Below are 25,597 nucleotides of genomic sequence, written 5' to 3' on the forward strand. Positions count from 1 at the left end.
GGGGGTGTGGCTCTCCGCCCCCCCCCCCCCCCCCCCCCCCCCGGCCGGAGGTGTGACGGCGGGCGGGAGGATCAGTTGGCGAGCCGGGTCCAGAGGGTGGTGGCCTTCGCGGTGTCGCCGGACTCCTCGGCCAGCTGGGCCTCGGCGAACCGCTGCTGCCAGCCGTCCGGCGCCCGCCCACCGGCCGCCTTCTCCTGGGCGGCGTCCCGGGCGTCGGGCGAAGCCATGGTGCGCAGGCCCCAGCCGTAGGGGAACAGCGGCTCGTACCCCCGGTCGCCGACGTTGACCGGAACCTGCTTCACCGAATCCGGCCAGCTCATCGGTAGGCGGCCGGTGAACGGCCGCCTACCGAAGAGGACGTCGGCGACACCGCCGCCCTCGCTGCCGGGCAGCCAGGAGGCGACCAGGGCGTCGATCTCGCCGAGCTGGTCGCTGATCACCTGTGGACGGCCGGAGACGATCAGGACGACGCACTCGGCGACCGCGCCGCAGACCTTGGAGACCACGGCCCGGTCGGCGGGTCGCAGGGTGAGCGACTTGGGTTCCTTCTGCTCCTCGGTGCCGCGCGTCCAGGTCGCGCTGCCGACGTCACCGAAACCTTCGGCGTACGGCGTCTCGCCGACCACGACCACACCGACGTCGGAGCCGCCGACCGGCGCGGAGGCGTCGGCGCTGTACGTGACGGTCGCGCCCGGGGCGACCTCACGGATGCCGTCGAGGATCGTGGCGCCGGGGATGATGTCGCCGTTGCGGCCCTGCCAGTCGATGGTCCAGCCGCCGGCCTGGTTGCCGATGTCGTCGGCGTTGCGGCCGGCCACGTAGATCTTCGCGTCGGCGGCGAGCGGCAGTACGTCGCCGCTGTTCTTGAGCAGCACCTGCGATCGGGCGGCCGCGGTGCGGGCCAGCGCCCGGTGTTCGGTGCCGCGGACGTCGCCGAGGGTGGCGTACGGGTTCTCGAAGAGCCCGAGCCGGAACTTGACGGCGAGGATCCGCCGGACCGCGTCGTCGATCCGGTCGGTGCCGATCCGGCCGGCGTCCACCTCGGCCTCGAGCACCTCCTGGAAGCGCGGCGCGGTGTGCGGCTCCATGAACATGTCGATGCCGGCGCCGACTCCGGCGCGGACCTGGCTGGGGGTGGGTTCGGGGGTGCCGTCCGGGTCGGTGGAGGGCAGTTGGTGGATGCCCTCCCAGTCGGTGATCACGAAGCCGTCGAAGCCCAGGTCGCCCTTGAGCTTGCCGGTGATCAGCTCCCGGTCGGCGTGCATCTTGACCGGGTTGCCGGTGCCGTCCTCGGTCCAGTCGACGCTGGAGTAGGACGGCATGACGCTCCGCACGCCGTGTTCGGTGACGGCGGAGACGTACGGCGCCAGGTCGACGCGGTCGAAGTCGGCGCGGCTGGTGACGGTGACGCCCTGGTCGATGGCGTAGTCGCTGTCGCCGGTGCCGTACTCGGTGTCGCCGTCGCCCGCGTAGTGCTTGACGGTGGCGATCACACCGTTCTTCTGGAGGCCGTCGACGGCCGCGCCGCCGAGCCGGCCGGCCAGGGCGGGATCCTCGCCGAAGCTCTCGAAGGCCCGCCCCCACCGTTCGTCGCGGGAGACGCAGACGCACGGCGCGAAGTCCCACCGGATGCCGGTGGCCAGCATCTCCCGGGCGGTGGCCTGGTAGACCTGTTCGACGAGGCGCGGGTCGCGGCCGGCGCCGAGGCCCACGTTGTGCGGGAAGACGGTGGATCCGTGCACGTTGCCGTTGCCGTGCACCGCGTCGATGCCGTAGAGCAGCGGGATCCTCAGCGGGGTGGCGAGCGCCGCCCGCTGGAGCGAATTGATCATGTCGACCCAGGCCTGCGGCGTATTGGGGTCGGGCACCGAGCCGCCGCCGGAGAGGACCGAGCCGAGCCGCCACTCGGTGACCAGGTGCGGGTCGCCGGCCACCTTGACCCGCTCGGCCTGGGTCATCTGGCCGATCTTGTCGGCCAGGGTCATCCGCCCGAGCAGGTCGGCGACCCGGCTCTCGACGGGTTGCCCGGCGTCCAGGTAGAGCGCGCCGGCGTCCTCGGCGGTGGAGCCGTCGCGTACCAGCGCGGTGGCCACGCCCGTCACGACGGCCGCCGCCAGCACGATGCCCCCGAGCACCGCCAGCCGGTTCCGTGATCGCATTCGTCCCCCTGATGGTTCGGGTGCAGCGGCTCCGAGTCTGCCGGAGGGATCCGGCCGCCCGTTCCGCGGGTCGCGGGGGCGGCGGCATCCGCGTTCGTAATCGCCCGGAAACGCCCCGGGTCGCGGCCGGCTGGCGCATGCTGGGACGAAGCACTTCCGACGGAGCTGACATGGTCGCATTGCTGATCGCCGAGGACGACGAGGACATCTCCCTGGTTCTGGCCCGGGTGTTCAAACGAGCCGGAATGACCGTCCTTCGCGCATCGGACGGATGGACGGCGTTCGAGACGATCGTCGAACAGCGGCCGGACGTCGTGCTGACCGATCTCGGCATGCCGCGGATGGACGGCTGGGAACTGATCGACGCCATCCGGTCACACGAGGACAAGGGGATCCGGCACATCCCGGTGGCGATCCTGAGCGGGCACCTGCGTCCCGGGGATCCGCGGGCCGGCTCCTCGAAGGTGTGCGCCATCCTGCTCAAGCCCTGCCCCAACGACCAACTGCTGGCGACCATGGAGGAGCTGGTCACGATCGGGCCGCACGACCATGACACGGTTGACTCCCGCTGTCCCGCCGACCTGCCTGTTTCAGTATGAAAATGTATGGAATATAGGGATCGGGCTAGGATGGTGACAGCCCGTGGCCACGGGCCTCGGTCGGGAGAATCGGGCGGGTCATGGTGGTGCTCGACGAGGCGGTGCTGACGGATCCGGGTCGTCTGCGTGCGGTCGACCGTGCCCTCCTCTCGCTACCCGGCCGGTCCACCCCCCTCGACGACACCGCCCGCCTGGTGACCCGGCTGCTGCACACCCCGATGGCCTGCGTCTGCCTGATCACCGAGGACGAGGAGCTGTTCGTCGGGGAGTACGCCATCCCGCACGAGCTGAGCCTGCCGCGCCGTGCCCCGCTGGCCTACTCGGTCTGCAAGTACGCGGTCTCCGCCGACGGGGTCATCCTCAGCCGCGACATGACCGCGGAACCCGACGAGATCCTCAGCAGGCACCTGCTCGTCGTCGAGTTCGGGATCAGGGCGTTCCTCGGCGTGCCGGTCCGCGACCGCGACGGCCGCCCGATCGGCTCGCTGGCCGTCCTGGACCGCCGTCCCCGGGACTGGACCGGCGAGGAGACCGAGATCCTCACCGCGGTCGCCGACACGATCCGGGTCCAGGACGACAGCGCCTTCCACGCCACGTTGCTGGAGAGCATGGAGGCCGGTGTGGTGGCCTGCGACCGCTCCGGCCGGATAGTCTACGCCAACCGCTCGGTGCGGGAGGTGATCGGGTTCGGCCCGGACGGGCCGCTGGCGCCCGAGTTCGAGGCGGAGGCCTACCGGCTGCTCGCCACCACCGACCAGCGGTCGATGCCACCCGGTGAGAGCCCACTGATCCGCGCCCTCAACGGCGAGTGCGTCGTCTCCGAGGACGTGCTGATCCGCCGGCCCGGCCACCGCACCCGGATCTTCGACACCTGCGCGCAGCCCATCCTCGGCCCGACCGGTGACGCGCTCGGCGCGGTGGCGGTCGCCCACGAGGTCACCGCGCTGCGCCGGGTCGAGCGGTTCCGCAACTGCCACATCGCCGTGCAGCACGTGTTGCAGAGCGCCGGCACGGTGGCCGAGGCGACCCCCGAGGTGCTGCGCGCGGTCACCGCCACCCTGGGCTGGCCGGCGGCCGAGCTGTACCTGATCGACGAGGCGACCGGGCTGCTCCAGGCGGCCGGGCACTGGGACTTCTCCGGGGTGGAGCCGGACGGCTTCTTCGGGCACACGCCGATCCGTGGGCAGGGCATCACCGGGCGGGCGTGGGAGACCGGGCGGCCGATCTGGGTGCCGGACCTGAGCTCGAGCCCCGATCTGCGGACCGCCCACGAGCGCGAACGGGTGGAGATCTGCCTGCGGCGTGGCGTCCGGACCGCGCTGGCCGTGCCGGTCCGCGACGGCGGGACCCTGCTCGGGGTGCTGACCTGCTACGCCGGCACCCAGGAGTACGAGCCGGACCTGCTCACCGTGCTGCTCGACGGGGTGGCCGCGCAGGTCGGCGTCTTCGTGGCCCAGCGCCGCGCCGAGGAGCTGTCGCGCCAGCTGGCCCGGGCGCAGGCGGACTTCGTCGACCTGGTGGGGCACGAGCTGCGCACCCCGCTCACCTCGATCACCGCGAACGCCGCCCTGCTGGCCGAGGAGACGTCCGGTCTGGACGCCGAGTCCCGGCACATGGTGGAGACCGTCGCCCGTAACGCGGCCGTCCTCCAGCGGATCGCCGACACCCTGCTCGACCTGGCCGGGCTCGACGCCGGGCACCTCGAACTGGACGTCGCCGAGGTGGACCTGGTGGCCCTGCTGTGCGACGCGGTGACCGAGGTCCGGCGCACCGCCGACCGGCTCACCCTGGTCATCGAACTGCCCGCCGAGCTGCACCTGCCCGGCGACGCGGAACGGCTCCGGCAGGTCGTCGACGACCTGCTGCTCAACGCCGTCCGGTACAGCCCGCCGGGCGAGCCGGTGCACGTCACGCTGTGCACCGACGACACGATGGCCGACCTGTGCATCGCCGACCACGGCATCGGCACGCCGCCCGGCGAGCACGACCGGGTGTTCGACCGGTTCTTCCGCGGCAGCAACGTGCGCCACCAGGGCACCCCGGGCAGCGGGCTGGGTCTCAGCCTGGCCCGGGCCATCGTGCTGCTGCACGGCGGCACGATCCGGCTCTCCGACAACCGGCCGTCCGGGACGGTCGTGTCCGTGCGCCTGCCGCTGGCCGGTCCGCCCGGCGCCTGATCAGGCCGCCCGGCGGCGGTCCACGGCGTCGAGCAGGGCGGTGGCGCGCAGGCCCGCGTTGATGCCGAGCCACCGCGCCGGTTCCGGCTCCCAGCGGCGCGAGCGATGATTCACCCACGGCAGGGCGGTCCGGTCGCTGTCGCGGCCGATGATCAGATCAGCGAGGGTACGCCCGGCGAGGTTGGCGGCCGCAACGCCGTCGCCCACGTAGCCCCCGGCCCAGCCGATCCCGTCCCGCAGGCCGACCGACGGCATCCAGTCGCGCGGAACGCCGAGCGGCCCACCCCACCGGTACGCGATCGGCGGGTCGATGCCGAACAGGTCGGTGAGCGTCGCCCGCAGCGCCTCGAACACCCGGGGCGCCCGGTCGTACTCCGGCCGGACCCGGGACCCGAAGTGGTACGGCGCCCCGCGCCCACCGAAGGCCAGCCGGTCGTCGGCGGTCCGCTGGCCGTAGACGACCAGCCGCCGCTCGTCCGTGAACGTCTCCCGGCGGGCCAGGCCGACCCGCTGCCAGAACTCCGCGGGCAGCGGCTCGGTGACGATCATCAGCGAGTAGACCGGGGCCAGGTCGCGGCGGTGACCGGCGAGCCCGGAGGTGTAGCCCTCCAGTGCCCGCACCACGTGCGCGGCGCGCAGCGTACCCCGATCGGTGGTGATCTGTCCGGTTTTGATCTGCTCGGCCCGGGTGCCCTCGTGGATGGTGACGCCGAGCCGCTCGACCGTCTCGGCGAGGCCGCGGACCAGTTTGGCCGGATGCAGGGCGGCGCAGTGCTCGCTGTAGACGCCGCCGAGCACGCCGGTGGCGGCGCAGATCGCGCGGGCCTCGCCGGCGCCGACGAAGCCCGGGTCCCGCCGGGCCCGCCGCACCTGGACCGGGTTGCGGGCCAGCGAGATGACGCCGCCCTTGGCGTAGTCGCAGTCGATGCCCTCGGCCGCGGTGACCCGCCCGACCTCGTCGACGGTGTCCTCGAGCGCCCGGGTCATCGCGGCGGCCGCCGCCGGCCCGAAACGGCGGGACAGTCTCGCCTCCGGGACCGGGAACAGACCGGACGCCCAGCCGCCGTTGCGGCCGGACGCGCCGAAGCCGCAGTACTCCGCGTCGACGACGACGATCCTCTTCCGCGGGGCGGCCCGGGCCAGGTAGTACGCGGTCCAGAGGCCGGTGTACCCGCCGCCGGCGATGGCCACGTCGGCCTCCCGGTCACCGTCCAGCGGCGGGCGTCTCCCGATCGGGCCCAGGGAATCGAGCCAGAAGGAGGGGCTGCTCATACGGTTACCGGGTCCCCCAGGCGTATGTCTGTTTCGCGAGGCGCAGGTACATGAAGGTGTCGGTCTCGCTGACGCCCTCGATGGCCCGGACCTTCTCGTTGAGGATGTCGAGCAGGTGCTCGTCGTCGGTGCAGACCAGCTCGACCAGCAGGTCGTAGCGGCCGGCGCAGATCACCACGTAGTCCACCTCGGGGATCTCGGCGATCCGGTCCGCGATGGCGCGCAGGTCACCGTTGACCCGCAGCCCGACCATCGCCTGCCGGGCGAAACCCAGCGTGAGCGGGTCGGTGACCGCGACGATCTGCATGAGCCCGTTGTCCAGCAGCCGCTGTACGCGCTGGCGTACCGCCGCCTCGGAGAGCCCGATCGTCTTGGCCAGCGTCGCGTACGACATCCGGCCGTCGCGCTGCAGGTGCTCGATGATCAGTTTGTTGGTGTCGTCCAGGGTCACGTCCGTCACGGCGCGATTCTTCCCTGTAGCGCTTGACGTAGGCAAAGGGGTCGCCCGTCAGGATCGCAGCGCGGCGTGGAGGATCTCGATGCCGCGCCCCAGGTCGGCGTCGGAGATGACCAGCGGCGGCAGGAAACGCAGCACGTTGCCGTAGGTCCCGCAGGTGAGTGTGAGCAGGCCGGCGTCGTGGCAGGCCCGCGACACGCGCGCGGTCCGGGTGGCGTCCGGCTCGATCCCGCCCGGCAGCACCAGCTCGATCGCGATCATCGCGCCCCGGCCGCGGATCTCGGCGATCCCCGGATCGGCCGGCTCCGCCAGCGCCGGTTTCAGGATCGACTCGATCCGCCGGGCCGCGGCGGCGAGGTCCAGCTCGCGCATCGTCTCGATGGCGGCGAGCGAGGCCGCGCAGGCGATCGGGTTGCCGCCGTACGTCCCGCCGAGCCCGCCCGCGTGCACCGCGTCCATCAGCTCGGCCCGGCCCACCACACCGGCGATCGGCAGCCCGCCGCCCATCCCCTTGGCCGTGGTGATCAGGTCCGGCTCCAGGCCCTCGTGCTCGGAGGCGAACCACTGACCGGTACGCGCGAAGCCGGTCTGGATCTCGTCGGCGATGAACACCGCCCCGTTCGCCTTCGCCCACGCCGCGATCGCCGGCAGGAAGCCCGGCGCCGGCACCACGAAACCGCCCTCACCCTGGATCGGCTCGATCAGCACGGCCGCCACGTTCGGCCCGCCGACCTGCTTCTCGATCACGTCGACGGCCTGGCGGGCCGCCTCGGCGCCGGACCGGCCGCCGTCGCGCAGCGGGTACGACATCGGCGCCCGGTACACCTCCGGGGCGAACGGGCCGAACCGGTGCTTGTACGGCATGTTCTTCGCGGTCAGCGCCATCGTCAGGTTGGTCCGGCCGTGGTACGCGTGGTCGAACACCACGACGGCCGGCCGCCCGGTCGCGTGCCGGGCGATCTTCACGGCGTTCTCCACCGCCTCGGCGCCGGAGTTGAACAGCGCGGCCCGCTTCTCGAACGAGCCCGGCGTCAGGGCGATCAGCTGCTCGCAGACCGCCACGTACGACTCGTAGGGGGCGACCATGAAGCAGGTGTGGGTGAACCGCTCCACCTGGGCGCGGACCGCCTCGACCACCCGCGGCGCGGCATTGCCCACGGTGGTCACCGCGATGCCGGAGGCGAAGTCGATCCACTCCCGGCCGTCGACGTCGGTGATCGTGCCGTGGCGCGCGTGGTCGACGTAGGCGTTCACCACCGAGCCGACACCCTTGGCGACGGCCGCCAGCCGCCGCTTGTGCAGGTCTTCCGACGAGGTCACGGTCAGGCCCCCACGTGGTGCATGACGTGCTTGATGCGGGTGTAGTCCTCGAACCCGTACATCGACAGGTCCTTGCCGTGGCCGGAGTGCTTGAAACCGCCGTGCGGCATCTCGGCGACCAGCGGGATGTGGCAGTTGACCCAGACGCAGCCGAAGTCGAGCCGCTGGGTCATCCGCATGGCGGTGCCGTGGTCCTTCGTCCACACGCTGGAGGCCAGCGCGTACTCCACGCCGTTGGCGTTGCGGACCGCCTCGTCCTCGTCGGTGAACCGCTGCACGGTGATGACCGGGCCGAAGACCTCGTTCTGGATGATCTCGTCGTCCTGCCGCAGGCCGGAGACGACGGTGGGGGAGTAGAAGAAGCCGCGGTCACCGACCCGGGCGCCGCCGGCCTGGAGCACCGCGTGGTCCGGGAGCCGCTCGATGAATCCGGCCACCCGGGCCAGCTGGTTCGCGTTGTTCACCGGGCCGTAGAGAACGTCGTCCTGGTCCGGGGCGCCGGTCTTGATCTCCCGGGCCTGGGCGGCCAGCGCGGCCACGAAGTCGTCGTGGACGCCGGCGCCGGCCAGCACCCGGGTCGCGGCGGTGCAGTCCTGGCCGGCGTTGAAGTAGCCGGCCTCGGCGATCGACGCGGCCGCCGCCTCCACATCGGCGTCGTCGAACACCACGACCGGGGCCTTGCCGCCCAGCTCCAGGTGGGTGCGCTTGAGGTCGGCGGCGGCGCTGCCGGCCACCTCCATGCCGGCCCGCACCGAACCGGTGATCGACACCATCCGCGGCGTCCGGTGGGTGACCAGGGCGCGGCCGGTGTCCCGGTCGCCGAGGACCACGTTGAACAGGCCGGCCGGCAGGAACTCGGCGGCGATCTCGGCCAGCATGACGCTGGTGACCGGGGTGGTGTCGGACGGCTTGAGCACCACGGCGTTGCCCGCGGCCAGCGCCGGAGCGATCTTCCACATCGCCATGAGCAGCGGATAGTTCCACGGGGTGACCTGGGCGCAGACGCCGATCGGCTCGCGCCGCACATAGCTCTCGAACCCGTTCATGTACTGCCCCGCGGAGCGGCCCTCCAGCACCCGGGCGGCGCCCGCGAAGAACCGCAGATGGTCGACGGCCGGCGGCAGCTCCTCGCTGGCGGTCAGGCCGAGCGGCTTGCCGGTGTTCTTCGACTCGGCGGCGACCAGCTCGTCGGCGCGGTCCTCGATGGCGCCGGCGAACCGGAGCAGGGCACGCTGCCGCTCGCCGGGGGTGGTGTCGCGCCACGTCTCGAAGGCGGTGGCGGCGGCCCGCATGGCCCGGTCGACGTCGGCGTCACCGGAGACCGGCGCGGAGGCGAAGACCTCACCGGTGGACGGGTCGACGAGATCCTCGTACCGGCCCTCGGCGGGTGCGACGGCCTCGCCCCCGATGAGGTTGTGCAGCACCGTCTTCGCCGTCATTACGCCTCCTGAGCCGTGGTATCAGCGCATTCGGCCCCATCTTTTCCGCTGAATCCGTGGCGAACAAGAGGTCCGAGAAATATTTCCGCACTGACCCGGGACCGGAAAACAGCCCGCCCTGGAACGGTGACACACCGGCCGTCAATCGCGGCGGCGAACGGCGAGAACCGCCACGTCGTCGGTCGGGGGATCGGCGATCCGGTCCGCCATGACGGTAGCGCAGACCTCCTCCGCCGCGTCGGCCCGCACGATGCGCAGCAGCCGGTCCAGCCCCTCGTCGATCACCTGGGCGCGCCGCTCCACGAGGCCGTCGGTGAAGCAGAGCAGCAGGGACCCGGGCGGCATCGGCACCGCGGTGGCGCGCCGCGGCCCGCCCGGGTGGGCCACCCCGAGCGGCGGGTCGACCGGGACCCCGGCCAGCACCGGCGGGTCACCGGGCACGGCCAGGATCGGGCGCAGGTGCCCGGCCGAGGAGATCACCGCACGGTCCCGGGCGGGGCTGACCATCGCGTAGAGGGCGGTGGTCAGGCTGCCCGCCTCGAAATGCAGAACCTTGCGGTCCAGCAGGGTGAGCGCCTCCGCCGGGTCGTCGCAGATCAGCGCGTACGCCCGCAGCGCGCTGCGGATCCGCCCCATCACCACGGCGGACGCCAGACCGTGCCCGGAGACGTCGCCGATCACCACGCCCAGCCAGCCGGACGGCAGGGGGAAGACGTCGTACCAGTCGCCGCCGATGCCGGTGGCGTGGCCCGGAACGTACCGCGCGGCGAGCTCGACGCCGGGCACCTCCGGCAGCCGGGTCGGCAGCAGGCTGCGCTGCAGGGCCAGGGCCGCCGAGCGGTCCAGTTTCGCCGAGCGGATCCGCCCGGCCACGGCCGCCCGGTCGGCGACCAGCTCCAGCAGCTTGACGTCGTCGTCGCCGAACTCGCGCCGGGTCAGCGAGCCGATGTGCAGCACGCCGAGCAGATCCTCCCCGGCCATGATCGGCACGCCGAGCAGAGACCGCACGCCCTTCTCCAGCAGAGCCGGGTTGACCACCTGGTCCGGGGTGACGTCGGTGATCCGGACCGGCCGGCGGGTCTCGGCCACCCGGCCGGCGAAACCGCGGCCCACGGCCAACCGGAAGCCGGCCCGCACCTCCTCCTCCAGGCCCTTGGCCGCGGTCGCGACCAGCTGGCGGGCGTGCGGGTCCAGCAGCAGGATGGCCGCGGTGTCCACGTCCAGCAGATCGCGCACCCGGTCCAGCAGCTCGTCGAGCAGGTCGGACGTCTCCAGGCGGGACAGCGTCGCATCGGTGACCGCTTCGAGACGGCGCAGCCGCTCGTCGTCGTTGATGCGTGGGGGCACAGCAGAAGCCTAATGGGCCACCGTCGGCGCCGGAGAGCGACCGGGTGTCACGAATCGGCGGGCCGCACCTCCACCCCGGTCACCAGGCGGCGGTCCGCTCCGGCCGGGCGGACCGGGCCGGTCAGCTCGACGGAGCCCTCGCACGGCAGGTCCCCGGCCGAGGTGCCGACGAGGATCCGCAGTTCGCCGGGCTCCACGACACGCCGCATGTCGCGGCCGGTGAAGGCGGTGCGGTCGGTGTGGACCGCGAACGTGACGTCGGCGGCGCCGCCCGCGGCCAGCTCCACCCGCCGGAAGCCGGCCAGCTGCCGCACCGGACGGGTGACCTGGGCGACCGGGTCGGCGAGATAGAGCTGCACCACCTCGGCGCCGTCGCGGCCGCCGGTGTTACGGACCCGGACGGTCACCGCGAACTCCGCGTCGGTCGGTACCCGGTCCGCGGAGATCCGCAGGTCGTCCACGGTGAACGAGGTGTAGGACCGGCCGTGCCCGAACGGGAACATCGGGGTCGGATCCAGGTTGCTCACGCCGGTGTGCGCGGCCCCGAGACGCGGTTGCAGGTAGGTGCCCGGCTGGCCGCCCGGGGTGCGCGGGATCTGCACCGGCAGCCGGCCGCTGGGCTGGACCCGGCCGGACAGCACCCCGGCGATCGCGGGGCCGCCCTCCTCACCGGGCATGAACGCCTGCACCAGACCGGCGGCGCGGCCGTCCAGGTCGCCCAGCGCGTACGGCCGGCCGGAGACCACCACGACCACCACCGGGGTGCCGGTCGCCAGCACCGCGTCCAGCAGCTCGCCCTGCACTCCGGGCAGCCGCAGGTCGGCGGCGTCGCAGCCCTCGCCGGAGGTGCCCCGGCCGAACAGCCCGGCCAGGTCGCCGACGAACGCCAGGCACACCTCGGCGGACGCGGCCGCGGCCACCGCCTCGGCGAAACCGGAGCGGTCGTCGCCGTCCACGGCGCAACCCTTCGCGTACGCGATCTCGGCGTCCGGGAACTCGGCCCGGACCGACTCGGCCGCGCTGGGCATCGCGATGCCGGCCGTGACCCCGGGGTAGCGGGGCAGCACGTGGTTGGGGAAGGCATAGCAGCCGAGGAAGGTGCTCGCGTCGTCGGCGCACGGGCCGATCACCGCGATCCGGCCGGGTCCGGTCCGGCCCGGGCCGGCCAGCGGCAGCGCGGTGCCCGGGTCGAGCAGCACGATCGAGCGTTCCGCCAGCTCGCGGGCGAGCCGGCGGTTCTCCTCGGAGTCCAGCGTCACGGTGCCGGCGGCGGCCACCGAGGCCTCCGGCGTCCAGCCGGCGTCGAGCAGGCCGAGCTCCGCCTTCTGGGTCAGCAGGCGGCGGGCCGCGCGGTCCACCAGCTCCTCGGGCACCTCGCTGCGGCGCACCCGGGCGACCAGCTCGTCGCCGTACCCGAGGGTGTCCGGCAGCTCCACGTCGATGCCGGCGGCCAGGGCCAGGGCGCCGGCGTCGCCCGCATCGGCGGCGACCTGGTGCATGCCGGCCAGGAACGGGATCGACCAGTAGTCGGAGACGACCGTGCCGGTGAAGCCCCACTCGTCGCGCAGCAGCTCGGTGAGCAGCCACGGGTCGGCCCCGGCCGGGACGCCGTCGACGTCGGCGTACGAGTTCATCACCGAACCGGCGCCACCGGTGCGCACGGCCGTCTCGAACGGCGGCAGGATGACGTCCAGCAGCTCCCGGCGGCCCATCGGCACCGGGCCGTGGTTGCGGGCGCCGCGCGAGGCGGAGTAGCCGGCGAAGTGCTTCAGCGTGGCGATCACCCCGGCGCTCTGCAGACCCCGCACGTACGCCGAGCCGACCATGGCCACCAGGTACGGGTCCTCGCCGATGGACTCCTCGACCCGGCCCCAGCGGTAGTCGCGGACCACGTCGAGGACCGGGGACAGCCCCTGGTGCACGCCGAGCGCCGCCATGTCCCGCCCGATCGCCGCGGCCATTCGTTCGACGAGTTCCGGATCGAAGGTGGCTCCCCAGTTGATGGCCGCCGGGTACACACTGGCACCGTGCATGGTGAAACCGGTGAGGCACTCCTCATGAACGATCGCGGGAATCCCCAGGCGGGACGATTCCATCACGATGCGCTGCTGGCGGACGAGCTCGGCGGCGCCCTCGGTGGCCGACACCGGGTAGCTGCCGTAGATCCGGGTGAGGTGGCCGAGCCCGTGCCGGCTGGCGTCCTCCAGCGCCTCGCCCGCGCCGAACTCGCTCTCCATCGGCGCGACGTCGTGCCCGTCCTCCGGCTCGGGGCCGGCCGCGCCGGTCGCCCCCTTGTCCTTGCCGAGCCAGCGGCTGCCGAGCTGGGCGACCTTCTCCTCGAGCGTCATCTCGGCGAGTAGCGCGCCGACGCGCTCGGACACCGGAAGCCTCGGGTCGCGCCACGCGGGCGGCGGCGCTTGGTCTGTGCTCAACGGTACCTCCGATGGTTTCCGAAACTTCCGAGCCGCGCCAGGCCTCGGCGGCGCCCATGGAAAGGGCTCGTGAGCGGCTGCGGGATGCCGCCTACTCTCGCGCTCAGGGCACTGTTACGGCAAGGGACTTGACACTCGTCACAGCGAAACTCTACGTTTACGAAACCTCACCTTAATTTGCAGCAGTCGCGCGAAACTTTCGGAAGCTTAACCGGTTTTGAAAAGTTTGCGGCAGGACTCGCGCGGTATCGTCAGCCGCCCCGCGGCTTCGTTCGAGTACGGAGATCAGCGTGAAGCGCAGAAATTTCTTGACCCTCTCCGCCGGAGCCGCCGCGGGTGCCGCGCTGGCCGCCTGTGGTAACGAAGGACCCGGCGGCAGCGAATCCGGCGGTGGCGGCTCGGCCAGCTACTGGTCGCTGAGCGGCGAGCCGGGCGAGCCCTACCGCAAGGCCGCCATCGACCGGTTCAACAAGGCCAACCCGGATTCCAAGATCACCCCGACGTTCTTCCAGAACGACGCCTACAAGCAGAAGATCAAGACGGCGCTGGGCGCGAACCAGGCCCCGACGCTGATCTGGGGCTGGGGCGGCGGCGGCCTGAAGAGCTACGTCGAGGCGGGCCAGGTCGAGGACCTGACCGGCCTCTTCGGCGACGCCGCTCTCAAGGGCAAGCTGCTGCCCGGCTCGTTCGGCGCGGCCACGGTCAACGGCAAGATCTACGCGATGCCGGTGGAGACGGTCCAGCCGATCGTCCTCTACTACAACAAGAAGATCTTCGACCAGGTCGGCGTCAGCGCCCCGCAGACCTACGGCGACATCCTCGACCTGATCCCGAAGTTCAACGCCAAGGGCATCGCGCCGTTCTCGCTCGCCGGGCAGTCCCGCTGGACCAACATGATGTGGCTCGAGTTCATGCTCGACCGCAACGCCGGCTCCGAGGTGTTCGACAACGTCTTCGCCGGCAAGCCCGGCTCCTGGTCCGACCCGGCCGTGCTGGACATGCTGACCAAGGTCCAGGACCTGGTGAAGATGAACGCCTTCCAGAAGGGCTTCGCCTCGACCGCCGCGGACACCAACGCCGACCAGGCCCTGCTCTACACCGGCAAGGCCGCGATGATGGTGCACGGCTCCTGGTCGTACGGTATCCAGAAGGCCCAGGGCGGCAAGTTCGTCCCGGACGGCGGCCTCGGCTGGATGAACTTCCCGCCGATCGACGGCGGCAAGGGCGACCCGTCCAACACCGTCGGCAACCCCGGCCAGTACCTCTCGATCTCCTCGAAGGCGACCGCCGCCGACAAGGAGACCGCGAAGAAATTCTTCTCCACCACGCTCGTCGACGAGGAGGAGAAGGCCGGCTGGGTCAAGTCCGGCGGCGTGCCGGTGCTGGCGAACAGCGACAGCCTTTACACCGGCGACGACGCGCAGTTCCAGAAGGACATGTCGGCGATCGCGGCCGGCGCCAAGACCTTCGCGCAGTCGTGGGACCAGGCGCTCAGCCCGACCGCGGCCGAGGTGCTGCTGGACAACATCGCCAAGCTGTTCCAGCTCCAGGTCAGCCCGCAGCAGTGGGTCGACAACATGAACGGGGTCATCGGTAAATGACGACGCTCGCTCCGCCCGTCGTGCGCGGTCAGGAGCCCACCAGATCACGCGGCGGGCGGAGCGACTCCGTCCTGGTATGGATGGTTCTGCCCGCGTTCGTCATGTTCGTCTTCTTCGGGATCGTCCCGCTCCTCGGCGTGGTGCTGCTCAGCTTCGCGACGTGGAACGGCATCACCCCGACCATCGAACTGACCGGCCTGACCAGCTGGAAGGCGGCCCTGACCAACCCCGGGCTGCCGAACGCGCTGTGGGTCACCTTCCTGATCATGGCGCTGTCCTGGCTGGTGCAGACCCCGCTGTCGATCCTCCTCGGGACGTTCATGGCCCGGCAGAGCCGCTACCGCGGCTTCCTCGCGGTCTTCTACTTCATCCCGCTGCTGCTCAGCTCGGCGGCCATCGCGATCACCTACAAGTCGCTGCTGGACCCGAACTTCGGGCTCGGCGCCGGCCTCGGGATCGACGCGCTGAACCAGGACTGGCTCGGACAGGCCAATCTGGCCATCGCCACGCTGATCTTCGTGGTCTCCTGGCAGTTCATCCCGTTCCACTCCCTGATCTACCAGGGCGCGGTCCGGCAGATCCCGCAATCGATGTACGAGGCGGCGCAGATCGACGGCGCCGGCCGGGTCCGGCAGTTCTTCAACATCACGCTGCCGCAGATCAAGTACACGATCATCACGTCGTCGACGCTGATGGTGGTGGGCTCGCTGACCTTCTTCGACCTGATCTGGGTGCTGACCGCCGGTGGTCCCGGCGACGCCACCCGGGCGCTCGCCGTGCAGATGTACCAGCTCGGCTTCCAGGCCAGCCTGATGGGCCCGGCCAGCGCGATCGCCGTCATCCTGGTCCTCGTCGGCATCGGGCTCTCGCTGCTGCTGCGGCGGATCGGCGGACGGGCCGACCAGAGCCAGATGGAAGGAGCCTGAGGTGGCGACCATGACTCCCACCCCGGCCGGGACACGGGCCGGTCAGGTCCCGGAACCCGCGGCCGCCGGCACCCGGGCGAGCCGCAAGTTCGCCGAGCGCAACTGGGTCGGCGGCAGCTTCGCCTGGCTCTGGCTGATCGTGGTGATGGTGCCGCTCTACTGGCTGGTGATCACCAGCTTCAAGACGCAGGCGAACTACTTCGTCACCAACCCGCTGAAGCCGCCGAGCGAGTTCACCTTCGAGAACTACCAGCTGGTGATCGAGAGCGACTTCGTCCGGTACTTCATGAACAGCGTCGTCGTCACGGTCGGCGCGGTCCTGCCGGCGACGCTGATCTCGTTCATGGCCGCCTACGCGGTCGTCCGGGGCGCCGGCAACCGGTTCCTCCAGGGAGTGAACGGGATCTTCCTGATGGGGCTGGCGATCCCGCTCCAGGCGGTCGTCATCCCGGTCTACCTGATCATCATCAAGATGGAGCTGTACAACACGCTCCAGGCGATCATCCTGCCGTCGATCGCCTTCGCCATCCCGCTGTCGGTGCTGGTGCTGGCCAACTTCATCCGCGACGTCCCGAAGGAGCTCTTCGAGTCGATGCGGATGGACGGCGCCACCGAGTGGGGGACGATGTGGCGGCTCGCCTTCCCCCTCACCCGGCCGGCGCTGGTCACCGTGGTCATCTACAACGCGGTGGGCATCTGGAACGGCTACCTGCTGCCGCTGATCCTCACCCAGAGCCCGGAGAAGGCGACCATCCCGCTGGCACTCGCGTCCTTCCAGACGCAGTTCGGCGTGAACGTGCCGGCCGTCGCCGCGTCGGTCACGCTCACCACGGTGCCGATCGTGCTGCTCTACGCGATCGGGCGGCGCCAGCTGGTCAGTGGTCTGACCGCCGGTTTCAGTAAGTGACGCCGCGGCCCCGGGCCGGGGCCGCGGTGCTCTCCCTGATCTCCAGCTTGGTGACCAGCTCCACCCGGGGGGTCTCGATGGTCTCGCCGCGCGACAACCGCAACACGGTCCGCGCGGCGAGACCGCCCATTTCGGCGAGCGGCTGGCGCACCGTGGTCAGCGGCGGCGACGACCAGCGGGACTCGGGCAGGTCGTCGAAACCCACCACGCTGAGCTGGTCGGGCACCAGGATGCCGCGACGGCGGGCCGCCTCGTAGACGCCGAGAGCCATCAGGTCGCTGCACGCGAAGACCGCCGTCGGGGGATCGGGCAGGTCCAGCAGGCGGCCGCCGGCCACGAAACCCGACTCGTGCCGGAAGTCGCCGGTCACCACCAGATCCTCGTCGACCGCCATGCCGGCGGCCTCCATGGCGGCCCGGTAACCGTCCAGCCGGGCCCGGCTGCACAGCAGCTCGCGGGGGCCGGCCACGATCCCGATCCGCCGGTGCCCCAGCGACAGCAGGTGATCGGTCGCGGTCCGGCCGCCGGACCAGTTCGTCGCCCCGATCGTCGGGACGTCCGCCGCCACGCCGCCGGCCGGATCGATGATCACCACCGGCACCTTGAGCCGGTGCAGCTCGCTGTGGATGGGCTCGGCCACGTCCGAGGTCACGAAGATGACCCCGTCCGACGCGCGGGCCCGAAGGTTCTGCAGCCACTGCCGGGTCGCGGTGCTGCGATGATGCACCTGCGACACCACGGTGCCGACGCCGGCCGCGTGCGTCACGTCCTCCACGCCGCGGACCAGCTCCAGGGCCCACGGGCTGTCCAGGTCGTTGAACACGAGATCCACCAGGCGGGCACGGCCCGGATGCCGAGAGTTGCGGGGTCGGTAGTCATGCTCACGCAGCAACCGCTCGATCAGCTCACGTGTGGTCGGCGACACATCGGAACGCCCGTTGAGCACGCGGGACACGGTGGGCACCGAAACCCCCGCGGCTTCGGCGATAGCCGCGATCGTCACTCTTCCCCTGCCAGCGGCCACGGGTGCGCTCCTTACCGCCGGCCTGTCGCGACTGCAACTTTCGGAACCCGGCACCGGAATTCTGCCACGCCCCGCCCGTCCGAGAAATGCCTGGTGACCCTGGAATCGCTCCCAGTTCTGTTTCCTCTCGCGAAACGCACATTTCCCCTGGTGAATGACCCGTACGAGGGGTGAGTGACCTCAGGCGAACTGGGGGACGACCTCCTCGGCGAGGCGCAGCAGCGGCTCGTGGTCGTAGGCCACCCGCGGGATGTAGACGATCACGTAGTCGGCGCCCGCCTCGGCCAGCCGCTCCAGTTTGCCGATGGTGTCGGCGGTCGGCTCGGCCAGGTCCAGGTGGTAGCTCGTCGACTTGGCGATGCGGTCGTAGTCGCGGCCCAGCGTGTCGCAGTGCTGCCGGAGCACGGCCGCCTTCTGCCGGAACACCTCCGGGTCGCCGTTGGCGAAGTTGCAGCCGTCGGCGTACCGCGCGACCAGCTTGAGAGTCACCTTCTCGCCACCGCCGCCCAGCCAGAGCGACGGGTGCGGCTTGCGGACCCCCTTCGGCTCGTTGATCGGCTGGTCGATGCGGTAATGCCGGCCGGTGAAGACCGGGCGCTCCTCGGTCCACATCTTGTGCACGATCTCGACGGCCTCCCGGAAGGCCCGCATCCGGTCGGGGACCTCGGCCCACTCGTAGCCGTAGGCCTTCCACTCGTGTTCGTACCAGCCGGCGCCGAGCCCCGCGTACAGGCGGCCGTGGCTGGCCACGTCCACGGTGGAGGCGATTTTGGCGTACAGGGCCGGGTGCCGGTAGCCGTTGCAGCCGACCATCTGGCCGATGTTCACCCGGCTGGTGTCGCGGGCCAGGGTCGAGGAGACGGTCCAGGCCTCGAAGGTGGTGTTGATCGTCGGTTCCGGAACCGTGTGGAAGTGGTCGTAGACCCACACCGAGTCCCACGGGCCCGCGTCGGCGAGCTTCGCGACGGCCGTCATCGCCTCGTACTGCTCGACCGGGTCGGCGATCTCGGTCAGGTCCATCCGCCATCCCTGGGGCACGAACACCCCGAAACGCATACTCATGATCTTTAACCTACCCAGACGTTCGCCGGGAAGGACCCCGCGCGGCCGAGGAAGTTTTCCTAGTGGCTTTGCGGATTTGACCCTGCCGGATCGTCAACGGGTTCCGTACAGTGGCGGCATGAACGGCGGATGGGTCACGGTGTACTCCTCGAACGGCGGCGGTCGATTCTCCCTGGCCGATTGACTGGCCCACCGCGGCATCGACTGGGACCCCTTCGAGGAGGGTGAGGTCGCCGGCGGCGTCATGTGCGGCCGCGACCCGGAGACCGGCCGCTCGTGGTGCCGGTACTACGTCCACGTCGACGCGGGCGCCCTGTGGCGCCTCGGCCTGCATCCCGACCAGCCGCTGTCCCGGATCGTCAGCCGCCCGCTGGCGCCCTCACACGTCAAGAAAATCTTGGCGGAACGGTTGGCACTCGAGGCCTGGCAGTGCTAAAAAATGTCTTGTCGGACCTGGTCAGCGAGTTCCAGGGAAGACCTCGGCGAGAGTTGTCAGCCGAGCGCCACGAGCCGCCGGACCGCCCGGCGGCTGTTCAGAGGAGGTGCATCGTGGTGCTGACTTTCGATCCTTTCCGCGAGTTCGACCGCCTGGCCGGCCAGATGCTCGGCGCCCCCGGCGTCGGCGGTGGCACCGCCGTGGCGATGCCGATGGACCTGTACCGGTCCGGTGACCACTTCGTCCTGCACTGCGACCTCGCCGGCATCGACCCCGGCTCGGTCAACGTCGACGTCGACGGCCGCGTGCTCACCATCCGTGCCGAGCGCTCCGCCCGCACCGACGCCGACGTCCAGTGGCTGCGCCGCGAGCGCGTCACCGGCACCTTCGAGCGCCGTCTCACCCTGGGCGACGGCCTCGACCTCACCAAGATCGACGCGACCTGGCAGGACGGCGTCCTCACCGTGACCATCCCGGTCGTCGAAGCCGCCAAGCCGCGCCGCATCGAGATCAACACCGGCCGCGCGCCGGAGCTCCAGCCCGCCGAGCAGCAGACCATCGAGGGTGAGTCCAAGGCTCTGGCCGACTGACCCGCCCGCTCGGCGCCCTTCCGGGTCGGCGGTTCGCCGACCCGGCTGCTCCTCCCACCGCGGCGGGGGGGGCCCCCCCCCCCCCCGCCCCCCCCCCCCCCCGCCGGGGGGGGGGGGGGGCCGGGCCGGGGGGGGGGGGGGGGGGGGGGGGGGGGGGGGGGGGGGCGGGGGGGGGGGGCGGGGGGCGGGCCCGGGGGCCCGTCCGGGAGTGGATCAGGGTGTGCCGGGCGCTCCGTGGCAGCGCTTGTACTTCTTGCCTGAGCCGCAGTAGCAGGGGGCGTTGCGCGAGGGGCCGTTCGACTCCGACTGGGAGGCCGAGGAGCGGCTCGGCGAGCCGGCGCCGGTGTGTGCCGGGCTGGCCGGGACGGGTGACCCGCCGGGGCCGATCTGGACCGGCGCCGACTCCTGCTGGATCACCGGGCGGCCGGCGCCCGCCTCGCCGTCGATGGCCGGCGCGGTGTACTGGAGGTTCTGCGGGCGGTTGGAGCCGCCGAGACCCTTGGCGTGCACCTCGACCCGCTCGGGCTCGCCGCCGGCGTCCGGCTCCTCGCCGACCTTGGGCAGCTCGTACGCCTGGCTGGGGTCGACGGTGACGGTGGGCTGCTCCTCGACCTGGACCTCCAGGTTGAAGACGAAGCCGACCGCCTCCTCCTTGATGCCCTCCATCATCTGGTTGAACATGTCGAAGCCCTCGCGCTGGTACTCCACCACGGGGTCGCGCTGGGCGTAGGCCCGCAGGCTGATGCCCTCCTGGAGGTAGTCCATCTCGTAGAGGTGCTCACGCCACTTCCGGTCGATGACCGCGAGCAGCACCTGGCGCTCCAGCTCACGCAGCGCCTCGGCGCCGAGTTCCTCCTCGCGGGAGCGGTAGGCGCCCTGTGCGTCCTGCTTGAGCTGTTCGATCAGGAACTCCTGGTCGATCGAGCCCTTCTCGCCGCCGGACTCCTCGACGATGTCGTCGATGGTGACGGTGACCGGGTAGAGGCGCTTGAGGTTGGTCCAGAGCTGGTCCAGGTCCCAGTCCTCGGCGTAGCCCTCGGCGGTGGCGACCGTGACGATGTCGGCGATCACGTCGTCGATCATGTGGGTGACCTGGTCGTGCATGTCCTCGCCGTCGAGCACGCGCTTGCGCTCGGCGTAGATGACCTGCCGCTGCTTGTTCATCACCTCGTCGTACTTGAGGACGTTCTTGCGGATCTCCGCGTTCTGCGCCTCGATCTGGGTCTGCGCGTTGCGGATCTGCTTGCTCACCATCTTCGACTCGATGGGAACGTCCTCGGGGATGTTGAACCGCTCCATGACCGCCTCGACGGCGCCGGCCCGGAACCGCTTCATCAGGTCGTCCTGGAGGGACAGGTAGAACCGGGACTCACCCGGGTCGCCCTGCCGGCCGGACCGGCCGCGGAGCTGGTTGTCGATGCGGCGGGAGTCGTGGCGCTCGGTGCCGAGCACGTAGAGCCCGCCGGCGGCCTGCACCTCGGCGGCCTCCCGCTCGGTGGCCTCCTTGACGAGCGGGAGCACCTCTTCGAGGGCCTTCGCGTACTCCTCCGGGTGCTCCACCGGGTCGAGGCCGCGCTGGTGCAGCTCGGCCGCGGCGGTGAAGTCCGGGTTGCCGCCGAGCAGGATGTCGGTGCCACGACCGGCCATGTTGGTCGCCACGGTGACCGCGCCCTTCCGGCCGGCCTGGGCGATGATCGTCGCCTCCTGGGCGTGGAACTTCGCGTTCAGCACGCTGTGCGGGATGCCCTTGCGGCGCAGCAGCTGGGAGAGGATCTCCGAGTTCTCCACCGAGACGGTGCCGACGAGGACCGGCTGGCCGGTGGCGTGCCGCTCGGCGATGTCCTCGATGACCGCGTTGAACTTGGCCTTCTCGGTCTTGTAGATGACGTCCGGGTGGTCGATCCGGATCATCGGGCGGTGCGTCGGGATACTCACGACGCCGACCTTGTAGACGCTGTTGAACTCGCCGGCCTCGGTCTGCGCGGTACCGGTCATGCCGCCGAGCTTCTCGTAGAGGCGGAAGTAGTTCTGCAGGGTGACGGTCGCGAGGGTCTGGTTCTCCTGCTTGACCTCCACCCCCTCCTTCGCCTCGATGGCCTGGTGCATGCCCTCGTTGTAACGGCGGCCGTGCAGGATGCGGCCGGTGAACTCGTCGACGATCAGGACCTCGCCCTCGGGGCTGACGATGTAGTCCTTGTCGCGCTTGTACAGCTCCTTGGCCTTGATGGCGTTGTTCAGGTAGCCGACCAGCGGGGTGTTCACCGACTCGTACAGGTTGTCGATGCCGATCCGGTCCTCGACCTTGGCGACGCCGCGCTCGGTGATCGCGATGGTCCGCTTGGCGTGGTCGACCTCGTAGTCGCCCTCGCCGTCCTTGCCCGGCTGGAGCCGCGCGACGATCTGGGCGAACTCCCCATACCACCGGGCGGAGTGCTCGGCCGGGCCGGAGATGATCAGCGGGGTCCGGGCCTCGTCGATCAGGATGGAGTCGACCTCGTCGACGATCGCGAAGTTGTGCCCGCGCTGCACCAGCTCGGTCTTCGACCACGCCATGTTGTCGCGCAGGTAGTCGAAGCCGAACTCGTTGTTCGTGCCGTACGTGATGTCGCACTCGTAGGCGGCGCGGTGCTCGGCGGCCGGACGGTTCGGCAGGATGACGCCGACGGTCAGGCCGAGGAACACGTGCACCCGGCCGACCCACTCGGCGTCACGCTGAGCGAGGTAGTCGTTGACCGTGATGATGTGCACGCCCTTGCCGCTCAACGCGTTGAGGTAGGCCGGGAACACGCCGGTCAGGGTCTTGCCCTCACCGGTCTTCATCTCCGGGATGTTGCCGAAGTGCAGTGCGGCGCCGCCCATCAGCTGGACGTCGTACGCTCGCTGGCCGAGCACCCGCTTGGCGCCCTCCCGGGCCACCGCGAAGGCCTCGGGAAGCAGCGAGTCGAGTGACTCCCCGTCCTGATAGCGCTCCTTGAACTGCTGGGTGCATTCGCGCAACTCGTCGTCGGTCAGGTCGACATAGTCGTCCTCGATCGAGTTGACCGCGTCCGCGATCGCCTTGAGCCGTCGCACCATGCGGCCTTCGCCGGCGCGAAGAATCTTTTCCAATATCGACACGGGTCAACGCTCCCCTAGACAGTCTGCTGAACCATCGTAGGCACCTTCCCCGTGGACCTGTGACCCGAGCCTCCCGTGAAACTCACAAAAGGGGCGAAATGCGCCATGAAGTTCGCTGACAGCGCATCCCTCGACTCATTTGCAAGCTGTTTGGCGCCCGGGCGCGTCCCGGACGAGGATGTCCCCGTGGATCAGAACAGCGAAGTGCGGCTCGAGGACGCGGGCGACGGGGCGTACGAGATCGTCGGCACCCGGTCCGGTGACCGCCTCGGCCGGGTGGCCCTCAGCGGGGACCGGGTGACCGTCGAGGTCGTGCCGGCGGCCCGGCGGCGCGGCGTGGCGACCGCCGCGCTGCGCGAGGTGAGCCGGCTCGCCCTGCGCGACCGGGAGCGGCTGGAGCTGCTGATCCCGTGGGACAACCCGGTCGCCCTGCGGGTCGCGCTGAACGCCGGCTACACCCGGGAGGGGATCCGCCGCGGCACGCCCGAGCTGCTGGTCTACTCCCGTCTGGCGACCGACAGCGGGGAGCCGGCGCCCCGCCTGCTGCCCGACCTGCCCGGTGGCGAACTGTCCGACGGTGTGATCACGCTGCGCCCGCTCGGCGAGGGCGACGTCGACTTCTACACCGAGTTGCACAGCGTGCCGGACGTGGTGACGACCAGCGTGCCGCCCGAGCCCAAGCCGGCCGACGAGATTCGCCGGCGCTGCTCGCGGGCCGCCACGCAGTGGCTCACCGGGAGCCGGGCCGATCTCGTCATCGTGGACACCGCGACCGGCCGGCCGGCCGGCGAGATCGATCTGTACTACCAGGAACCGCCGCTGGCTCAGGCGATGATCGGCTACAGCACGCTTCCGGCGTACCGGAAAAGGGGTTTGACCACCCGCGCGGCGCAGTTGCTCGCCCTCTGGGTCTTCGCCGAGACGGACATCGTCCGTCTCGTGGCCGGCGCGCTTCCGACGAACATCGGCTCGCAGCGGGTGCTGGAGAAGGCCGGCTTCACGCGCGAGGCCTACCAGCGGCAGCGTCTGCCCGGGCCGGACGGTGGCCGGCTCGACGACGTGCAGTACGTGCTCCTCGCCGGAGACCTGCTCGCACAGGCCTCCGGCGCGGGAACCTCACATGCCTAGGCTGAGGATGCCGTAGTCGTATCCGCGGCGCCTGTACACCACACTGGGCCGCCCGCTCTCCTTGTCAAGGAACAGATAGAAGTCGTGACCGACGAGCTCCATCTGGAAGAGGGCGTCGTCGACGGTCATCGGCTCGGCCGAGTGCTCCTTCTCCCGGACGATGCGCCACGGCTGGTTGTCCTCGTGCTCGGAGGGCTCGTTGTCGAGTTCCGGCTCGGTGAGCGTGGCGGTCCGTCCACCGGTCAGATCGGTGGGGAGGTTTGCGGTGGCCGCGGCGACGGAGACCGGCGCGTGCCGTCCGCGATGCACTCGGCGACGGTCGGCGGAGCGACGCAGCCGGGCGTCCAACTTGTTGATCGCACAGTCCAGGGCAGCGTAGAAGTCCTGTGCCTGCGCCTCGGCGCGGACCACCGGCCCTTTCGTCCTGACGGTGATCTCGACCCGCTGGCAGATGTCGGACTGTCGCGGATTGCGTTCGTGGAACAGCTCCACGTCCGCCCTCATCAGCTTCTGGTCGTAACGTTCGACCTTGCTCAGCTTGTCGGCGACATGCTCTCGATAATGGTCGGGAACCTCTACGTTGCGGCCCTTGACGACAATGTCCACTCGTGACCTCCCCCAACGTTGTGCTTGGCGGGCGCCGAACCACGGCGCATCGAGCTGCTCGGTGAAGACGCCGCGTGACGAGAACCGACGCGGCCTACGTGAGTGAGACGACTCCTTTCCGGTGCGGCGAACAAGCCCTGACTCGTGCGCTCCCGGTGGCGGGCAAGTTGATCGACTTACCCTCGTCACCTAGACGCTAACCTGCCTATGGCCGTCAGTCACCCCTCGTTCGGGATACCGGATGGCTGACATTCGCCTCTATCGGCAACCCGGACGCCGATCACAGCCGAAAACGCGGGGAAAACGTGCGCAACTCTGTCGCTGCGAGCACCGCGGCACCTGTGACCTGCATGTCCGCCTCCTCAAGCCGGCGTGCCACCGCGGCCAGTGTGGCCCCTGTGGTGACGATGTCATCCGCCACCACAAGAGTGCCTCGCCAACGGCCGTCGCGTCGCAGAACGCCGATCCGGGGAATCATTCGCAGCGAATTTACAGCTACTGTCGCCCGTTCGTGCGCATCCAGTGACGTTGAGTCAGGGCGCGGCAGGGCCCGCAGCGGCTGCACCACGTTCACCAGATAGCCGGCCGACCGCAACCGGCGGGCCGCGTGTCCGGCCAGCCGGGCCATGTGATCGCCGTACCGCTCCCGCCGGGCCGCAGCGGTGGACGGGACCGGAACGAGGACCACCGGCCGGTCCCGGGGCGCCAGCGCGGCCACCGCGCCGGCCAGCAGTGTGCCCAACGGCCGGGCGAGCCGGTGCCGGCCCTTCTCCTTGTACGCCAGGAGCGCGCCCCGCAGCGCACCCGCATAGGTCCCGACCGCCATGCACGGCGGGAAGCCGGCCGGCGGCGGCACCGGTTCGGCCGCCCGCGGGCGCAGGCCCTCCAGTTCGGTCACACAGTCGCCGCAGACGCCGTAGGTGAGGCGCACCCGTTCCGCCCCGCAGCCCGCGCAGGCGGCCGGCAGCACCAGATCCGCGAGGTCCGCCAGCAGCATG

Annotated in this window: 20 protein-coding genes; 8 read left to right on the plus strand and 12 right to left on the minus strand. The window is 70.9% G+C overall.

Going from position 1 to position 25,597, the window contains the following annotated elements:
* Positions 1 to 71: 71 nt before the first annotated feature.
* Positions 72 to 2,159 carry a glycoside hydrolase family 3 protein gene (locus J5X75_RS10985; RefSeq protein ID WP_238487685.1) on the minus strand — a complete coding sequence of 696 codons (2,088 nt, stop codon included), beginning with the start codon at positions 2,157 to 2,159 and terminating at the stop codon, positions 72 to 74.
* Between the two features lie 170 nt (positions 2,160 to 2,329).
* Between J5X75_RS10985 and J5X75_RS10990 the strand changes: the two genes are divergently transcribed.
* Both J5X75_RS10990 and J5X75_RS10995 read left to right on the plus strand, forming a co-directional pair.
* A complete protein-coding gene (locus J5X75_RS10990) occupies positions 2,330 to 2,758 on the plus strand; it encodes a response regulator (RefSeq protein WP_208467248.1) in 429 nt (142 codons plus the stop codon).
* 80 nt (positions 2,759 to 2,838) lie between these two features.
* A complete protein-coding gene (locus J5X75_RS10995) occupies positions 2,839 to 4,935 on the plus strand; it encodes a GAF domain-containing protein (protein WP_208467249.1) in 2,097 nt (698 codons plus the stop codon).
* Here J5X75_RS10995 and J5X75_RS11000 read toward each other — a convergent pair whose 3' ends face one another.
* From J5X75_RS11000 to J5X75_RS11025, 6 genes are all read right to left on the minus strand, one after another.
* A complete protein-coding gene (locus J5X75_RS11000) occupies positions 4,936 to 6,207 on the minus strand; it encodes an NAD(P)/FAD-dependent oxidoreductase (RefSeq protein WP_208467250.1) in 1,272 nt (423 codons plus the stop codon).
* Positions 6,208 to 6,211: 4 nt separating this feature from the next.
* Positions 6,212 to 6,667, minus strand: coding sequence for an Lrp/AsnC family transcriptional regulator (locus J5X75_RS11005; RefSeq protein WP_183222112.1), 456 nt, complete (start codon positions 6,665 to 6,667; stop codon positions 6,212 to 6,214).
* Between the two features lie 48 nt (positions 6,668 to 6,715).
* A complete protein-coding gene (gene gabT / locus J5X75_RS11010; RefSeq protein ID WP_208467251.1) occupies positions 6,716 to 7,984 on the minus strand; it encodes a 4-aminobutyrate--2-oxoglutarate transaminase in 1,269 nt (422 codons plus the stop codon).
* Positions 7,985 to 7,986: 2 nt separating this feature from the next.
* On the minus strand, positions 7,987 to 9,423 hold the full coding sequence (locus tag J5X75_RS11015) for a gamma-aminobutyraldehyde dehydrogenase (protein ID WP_208467252.1): 1,437 nt from the start codon (positions 9,421 to 9,423) through the stop codon (positions 7,987 to 7,989).
* Between the two features lie 141 nt (positions 9,424 to 9,564).
* Positions 9,565 to 10,770 carry a PP2C family protein-serine/threonine phosphatase gene (locus J5X75_RS11020; protein ID WP_208467253.1) on the minus strand — a complete coding sequence of 402 codons (1,206 nt, stop codon included), beginning with the start codon at positions 10,768 to 10,770 and terminating at the stop codon, positions 9,565 to 9,567.
* A gap of 47 nt (positions 10,771 to 10,817) precedes the next feature.
* Positions 10,818 to 13,202: a beta-glucosidase gene (locus J5X75_RS11025; protein ID WP_238487687.1), complete on the minus strand. Its 2,385-nt coding sequence runs from the start codon at positions 13,200 to 13,202 to the stop codon at positions 10,818 to 10,820.
* 290 nt (positions 13,203 to 13,492) lie between these two features.
* Between J5X75_RS11025 and J5X75_RS11030 the strand changes: the two genes are divergently transcribed.
* From J5X75_RS11030 to J5X75_RS11040, 3 genes are all read left to right on the plus strand, one after another.
* On the plus strand, positions 13,493 to 14,803 hold the full coding sequence (locus tag J5X75_RS11030; protein ID WP_208467254.1) for an extracellular solute-binding protein: 1,311 nt from the start codon (positions 13,493 to 13,495) through the stop codon (positions 14,801 to 14,803).
* A gap of 80 nt (positions 14,804 to 14,883) precedes the next feature.
* Entirely contained in the window at positions 14,884 to 15,729 is an 846-nt protein-coding gene (locus tag J5X75_RS11035; protein ID WP_238487688.1) for a carbohydrate ABC transporter permease, read from the plus strand.
* A 10-nt stretch (positions 15,730 to 15,739) separates the two neighbouring features.
* Positions 15,740 to 16,636: a carbohydrate ABC transporter permease gene (locus tag J5X75_RS11040; RefSeq protein WP_208467414.1), complete on the plus strand. Its 897-nt coding sequence runs from the start codon at positions 15,740 to 15,742 to the stop codon at positions 16,634 to 16,636.
* Here the strand turns inward: J5X75_RS11040 and J5X75_RS11045 are convergent.
* The gene (locus tag J5X75_RS11045) at positions 16,626 to 17,660 is read right to left on the minus strand and encodes a LacI family DNA-binding transcriptional regulator (RefSeq protein ID WP_208467256.1); all 1,035 of its coding nucleotides are present in this window, start codon (positions 17,658 to 17,660) and stop codon (positions 16,626 to 16,628) included. The genes J5X75_RS11040 and J5X75_RS11045 overlap by 11 nt on opposite strands.
* Positions 17,661 to 17,840: 180 nt before the next feature.
* Positions 17,841 to 18,722: a TIGR03560 family F420-dependent LLM class oxidoreductase gene (locus J5X75_RS11050; protein WP_208467257.1), complete on the minus strand. Its 882-nt coding sequence runs from the start codon at positions 18,720 to 18,722 to the stop codon at positions 17,841 to 17,843.
* 244 nt (positions 18,723 to 18,966) lie between these two features.
* On the opposite strand from J5X75_RS11050, the gene J5X75_RS11055 reads away from it, so the two are divergent.
* Complete coding sequence (locus tag J5X75_RS11055; protein ID WP_208467258.1) at positions 18,967 to 19,158, plus strand: hypothetical protein; 192 nt, start codon at positions 18,967 to 18,969, stop codon at positions 19,156 to 19,158.
* A gap of 113 nt (positions 19,159 to 19,271) precedes the next feature.
* Complete coding sequence (locus J5X75_RS11060) at positions 19,272 to 19,748, plus strand: Hsp20/alpha crystallin family protein (RefSeq protein ID WP_208467259.1); 477 nt, start codon at positions 19,272 to 19,274, stop codon at positions 19,746 to 19,748.
* A gap of 213 nt (positions 19,749 to 19,961) precedes the next feature.
* Here J5X75_RS11060 and secA read toward each other — a convergent pair whose 3' ends face one another.
* Positions 19,962 to 22,865, minus strand: a complete 2,904-nt coding sequence (gene secA, locus J5X75_RS11065) for a preprotein translocase subunit SecA (protein WP_208467260.1) — start codon at positions 22,863 to 22,865, stop codon at positions 19,962 to 19,964.
* A gap of 186 nt (positions 22,866 to 23,051) precedes the next feature.
* On the opposite strand from secA, the gene J5X75_RS11070 reads away from it, so the two are divergent.
* Entirely contained in the window at positions 23,052 to 23,993 is a 942-nt protein-coding gene (locus J5X75_RS11070) for a GNAT family N-acetyltransferase (protein ID WP_307798021.1), read from the plus strand.
* On the opposite strand, the gene hpf is transcribed toward J5X75_RS11070, so the two are convergent.
* Both hpf and J5X75_RS11080 read right to left on the minus strand, forming a co-directional pair.
* Positions 23,982 to 24,599, minus strand: a complete 618-nt coding sequence (hpf, locus tag J5X75_RS11075) for a ribosome hibernation-promoting factor, HPF/YfiA family (protein WP_208467262.1) — start codon at positions 24,597 to 24,599, stop codon at positions 23,982 to 23,984. The two genes, J5X75_RS11070 and hpf, sit on opposite strands and share 12 nt — an antisense overlap.
* A 280-nt stretch (positions 24,600 to 24,879) precedes the next feature.
* Positions 24,880 to 25,596, minus strand: a complete 717-nt coding sequence (locus tag J5X75_RS11080; protein ID WP_208467263.1) for a ComF family protein — start codon at positions 25,594 to 25,596, stop codon at positions 24,880 to 24,882.
* Position 25,597: the final 1 nt, after the last annotated feature.

Source organism: Actinoplanes flavus, assembly GCF_017592555.1.
GTDB lineage: Bacteria > Actinomycetota > Actinomycetes > Mycobacteriales > Micromonosporaceae > Actinoplanes > Actinoplanes flavus.

Bases quoted from the DNA above. Each gene is read 5' to 3' on its own strand.
- J5X75_RS11040 (WP_208467414.1), top strand. From the start codon at position 15,740: ATGACTCCCACCCCGGCCGGGACACGGGCCGGTCAGGTCCCGGAACCC.
- J5X75_RS11055 (WP_208467258.1), top strand. From the start codon at position 18,967: ATGTGCGGCCGCGACCCGGAGACCGGCCGCTCGTGGTGCCGGTACTAC.
- J5X75_RS10985 (WP_238487685.1), bottom strand. From the start codon at position 2,159: ATGCGATCACGGAACCGGCTGGCGGTGCTCGGGGGCATCGTGCTGGCG.
- J5X75_RS10990 (WP_208467248.1), top strand. From the start codon at position 2,330: ATGGTCGCATTGCTGATCGCCGAGGACGACGAGGACATCTCCCTGGTT.
- J5X75_RS11015 (WP_208467252.1), bottom strand. From the start codon at position 9,423: ATGACGGCGAAGACGGTGCTGCACAACCTCATCGGGGGCGAGGCCGTC.
- J5X75_RS11035 (WP_238487688.1), top strand. From the start codon at position 14,884: ATGGTTCTGCCCGCGTTCGTCATGTTCGTCTTCTTCGGGATCGTCCCG.
- J5X75_RS11080 (WP_208467263.1), bottom strand. From the start codon at position 25,596: ATGCTGCTGGCGGACCTCGCGGATCTGGTGCTGCCGGCCGCCTGCGCG.
- J5X75_RS11050 (WP_208467257.1), bottom strand. From the start codon at position 18,722: ATGAGTATGCGTTTCGGGGTGTTCGTGCCCCAGGGATGGCGGATGGAC.
- J5X75_RS10995 (WP_208467249.1), top strand. From the start codon at position 2,839: ATGGTGGTGCTCGACGAGGCGGTGCTGACGGATCCGGGTCGTCTGCGT.
- J5X75_RS11000 (WP_208467250.1), bottom strand. From the start codon at position 6,207: ATGAGCAGCCCCTCCTTCTGGCTCGATTCCCTGGGCCCGATCGGGAGA.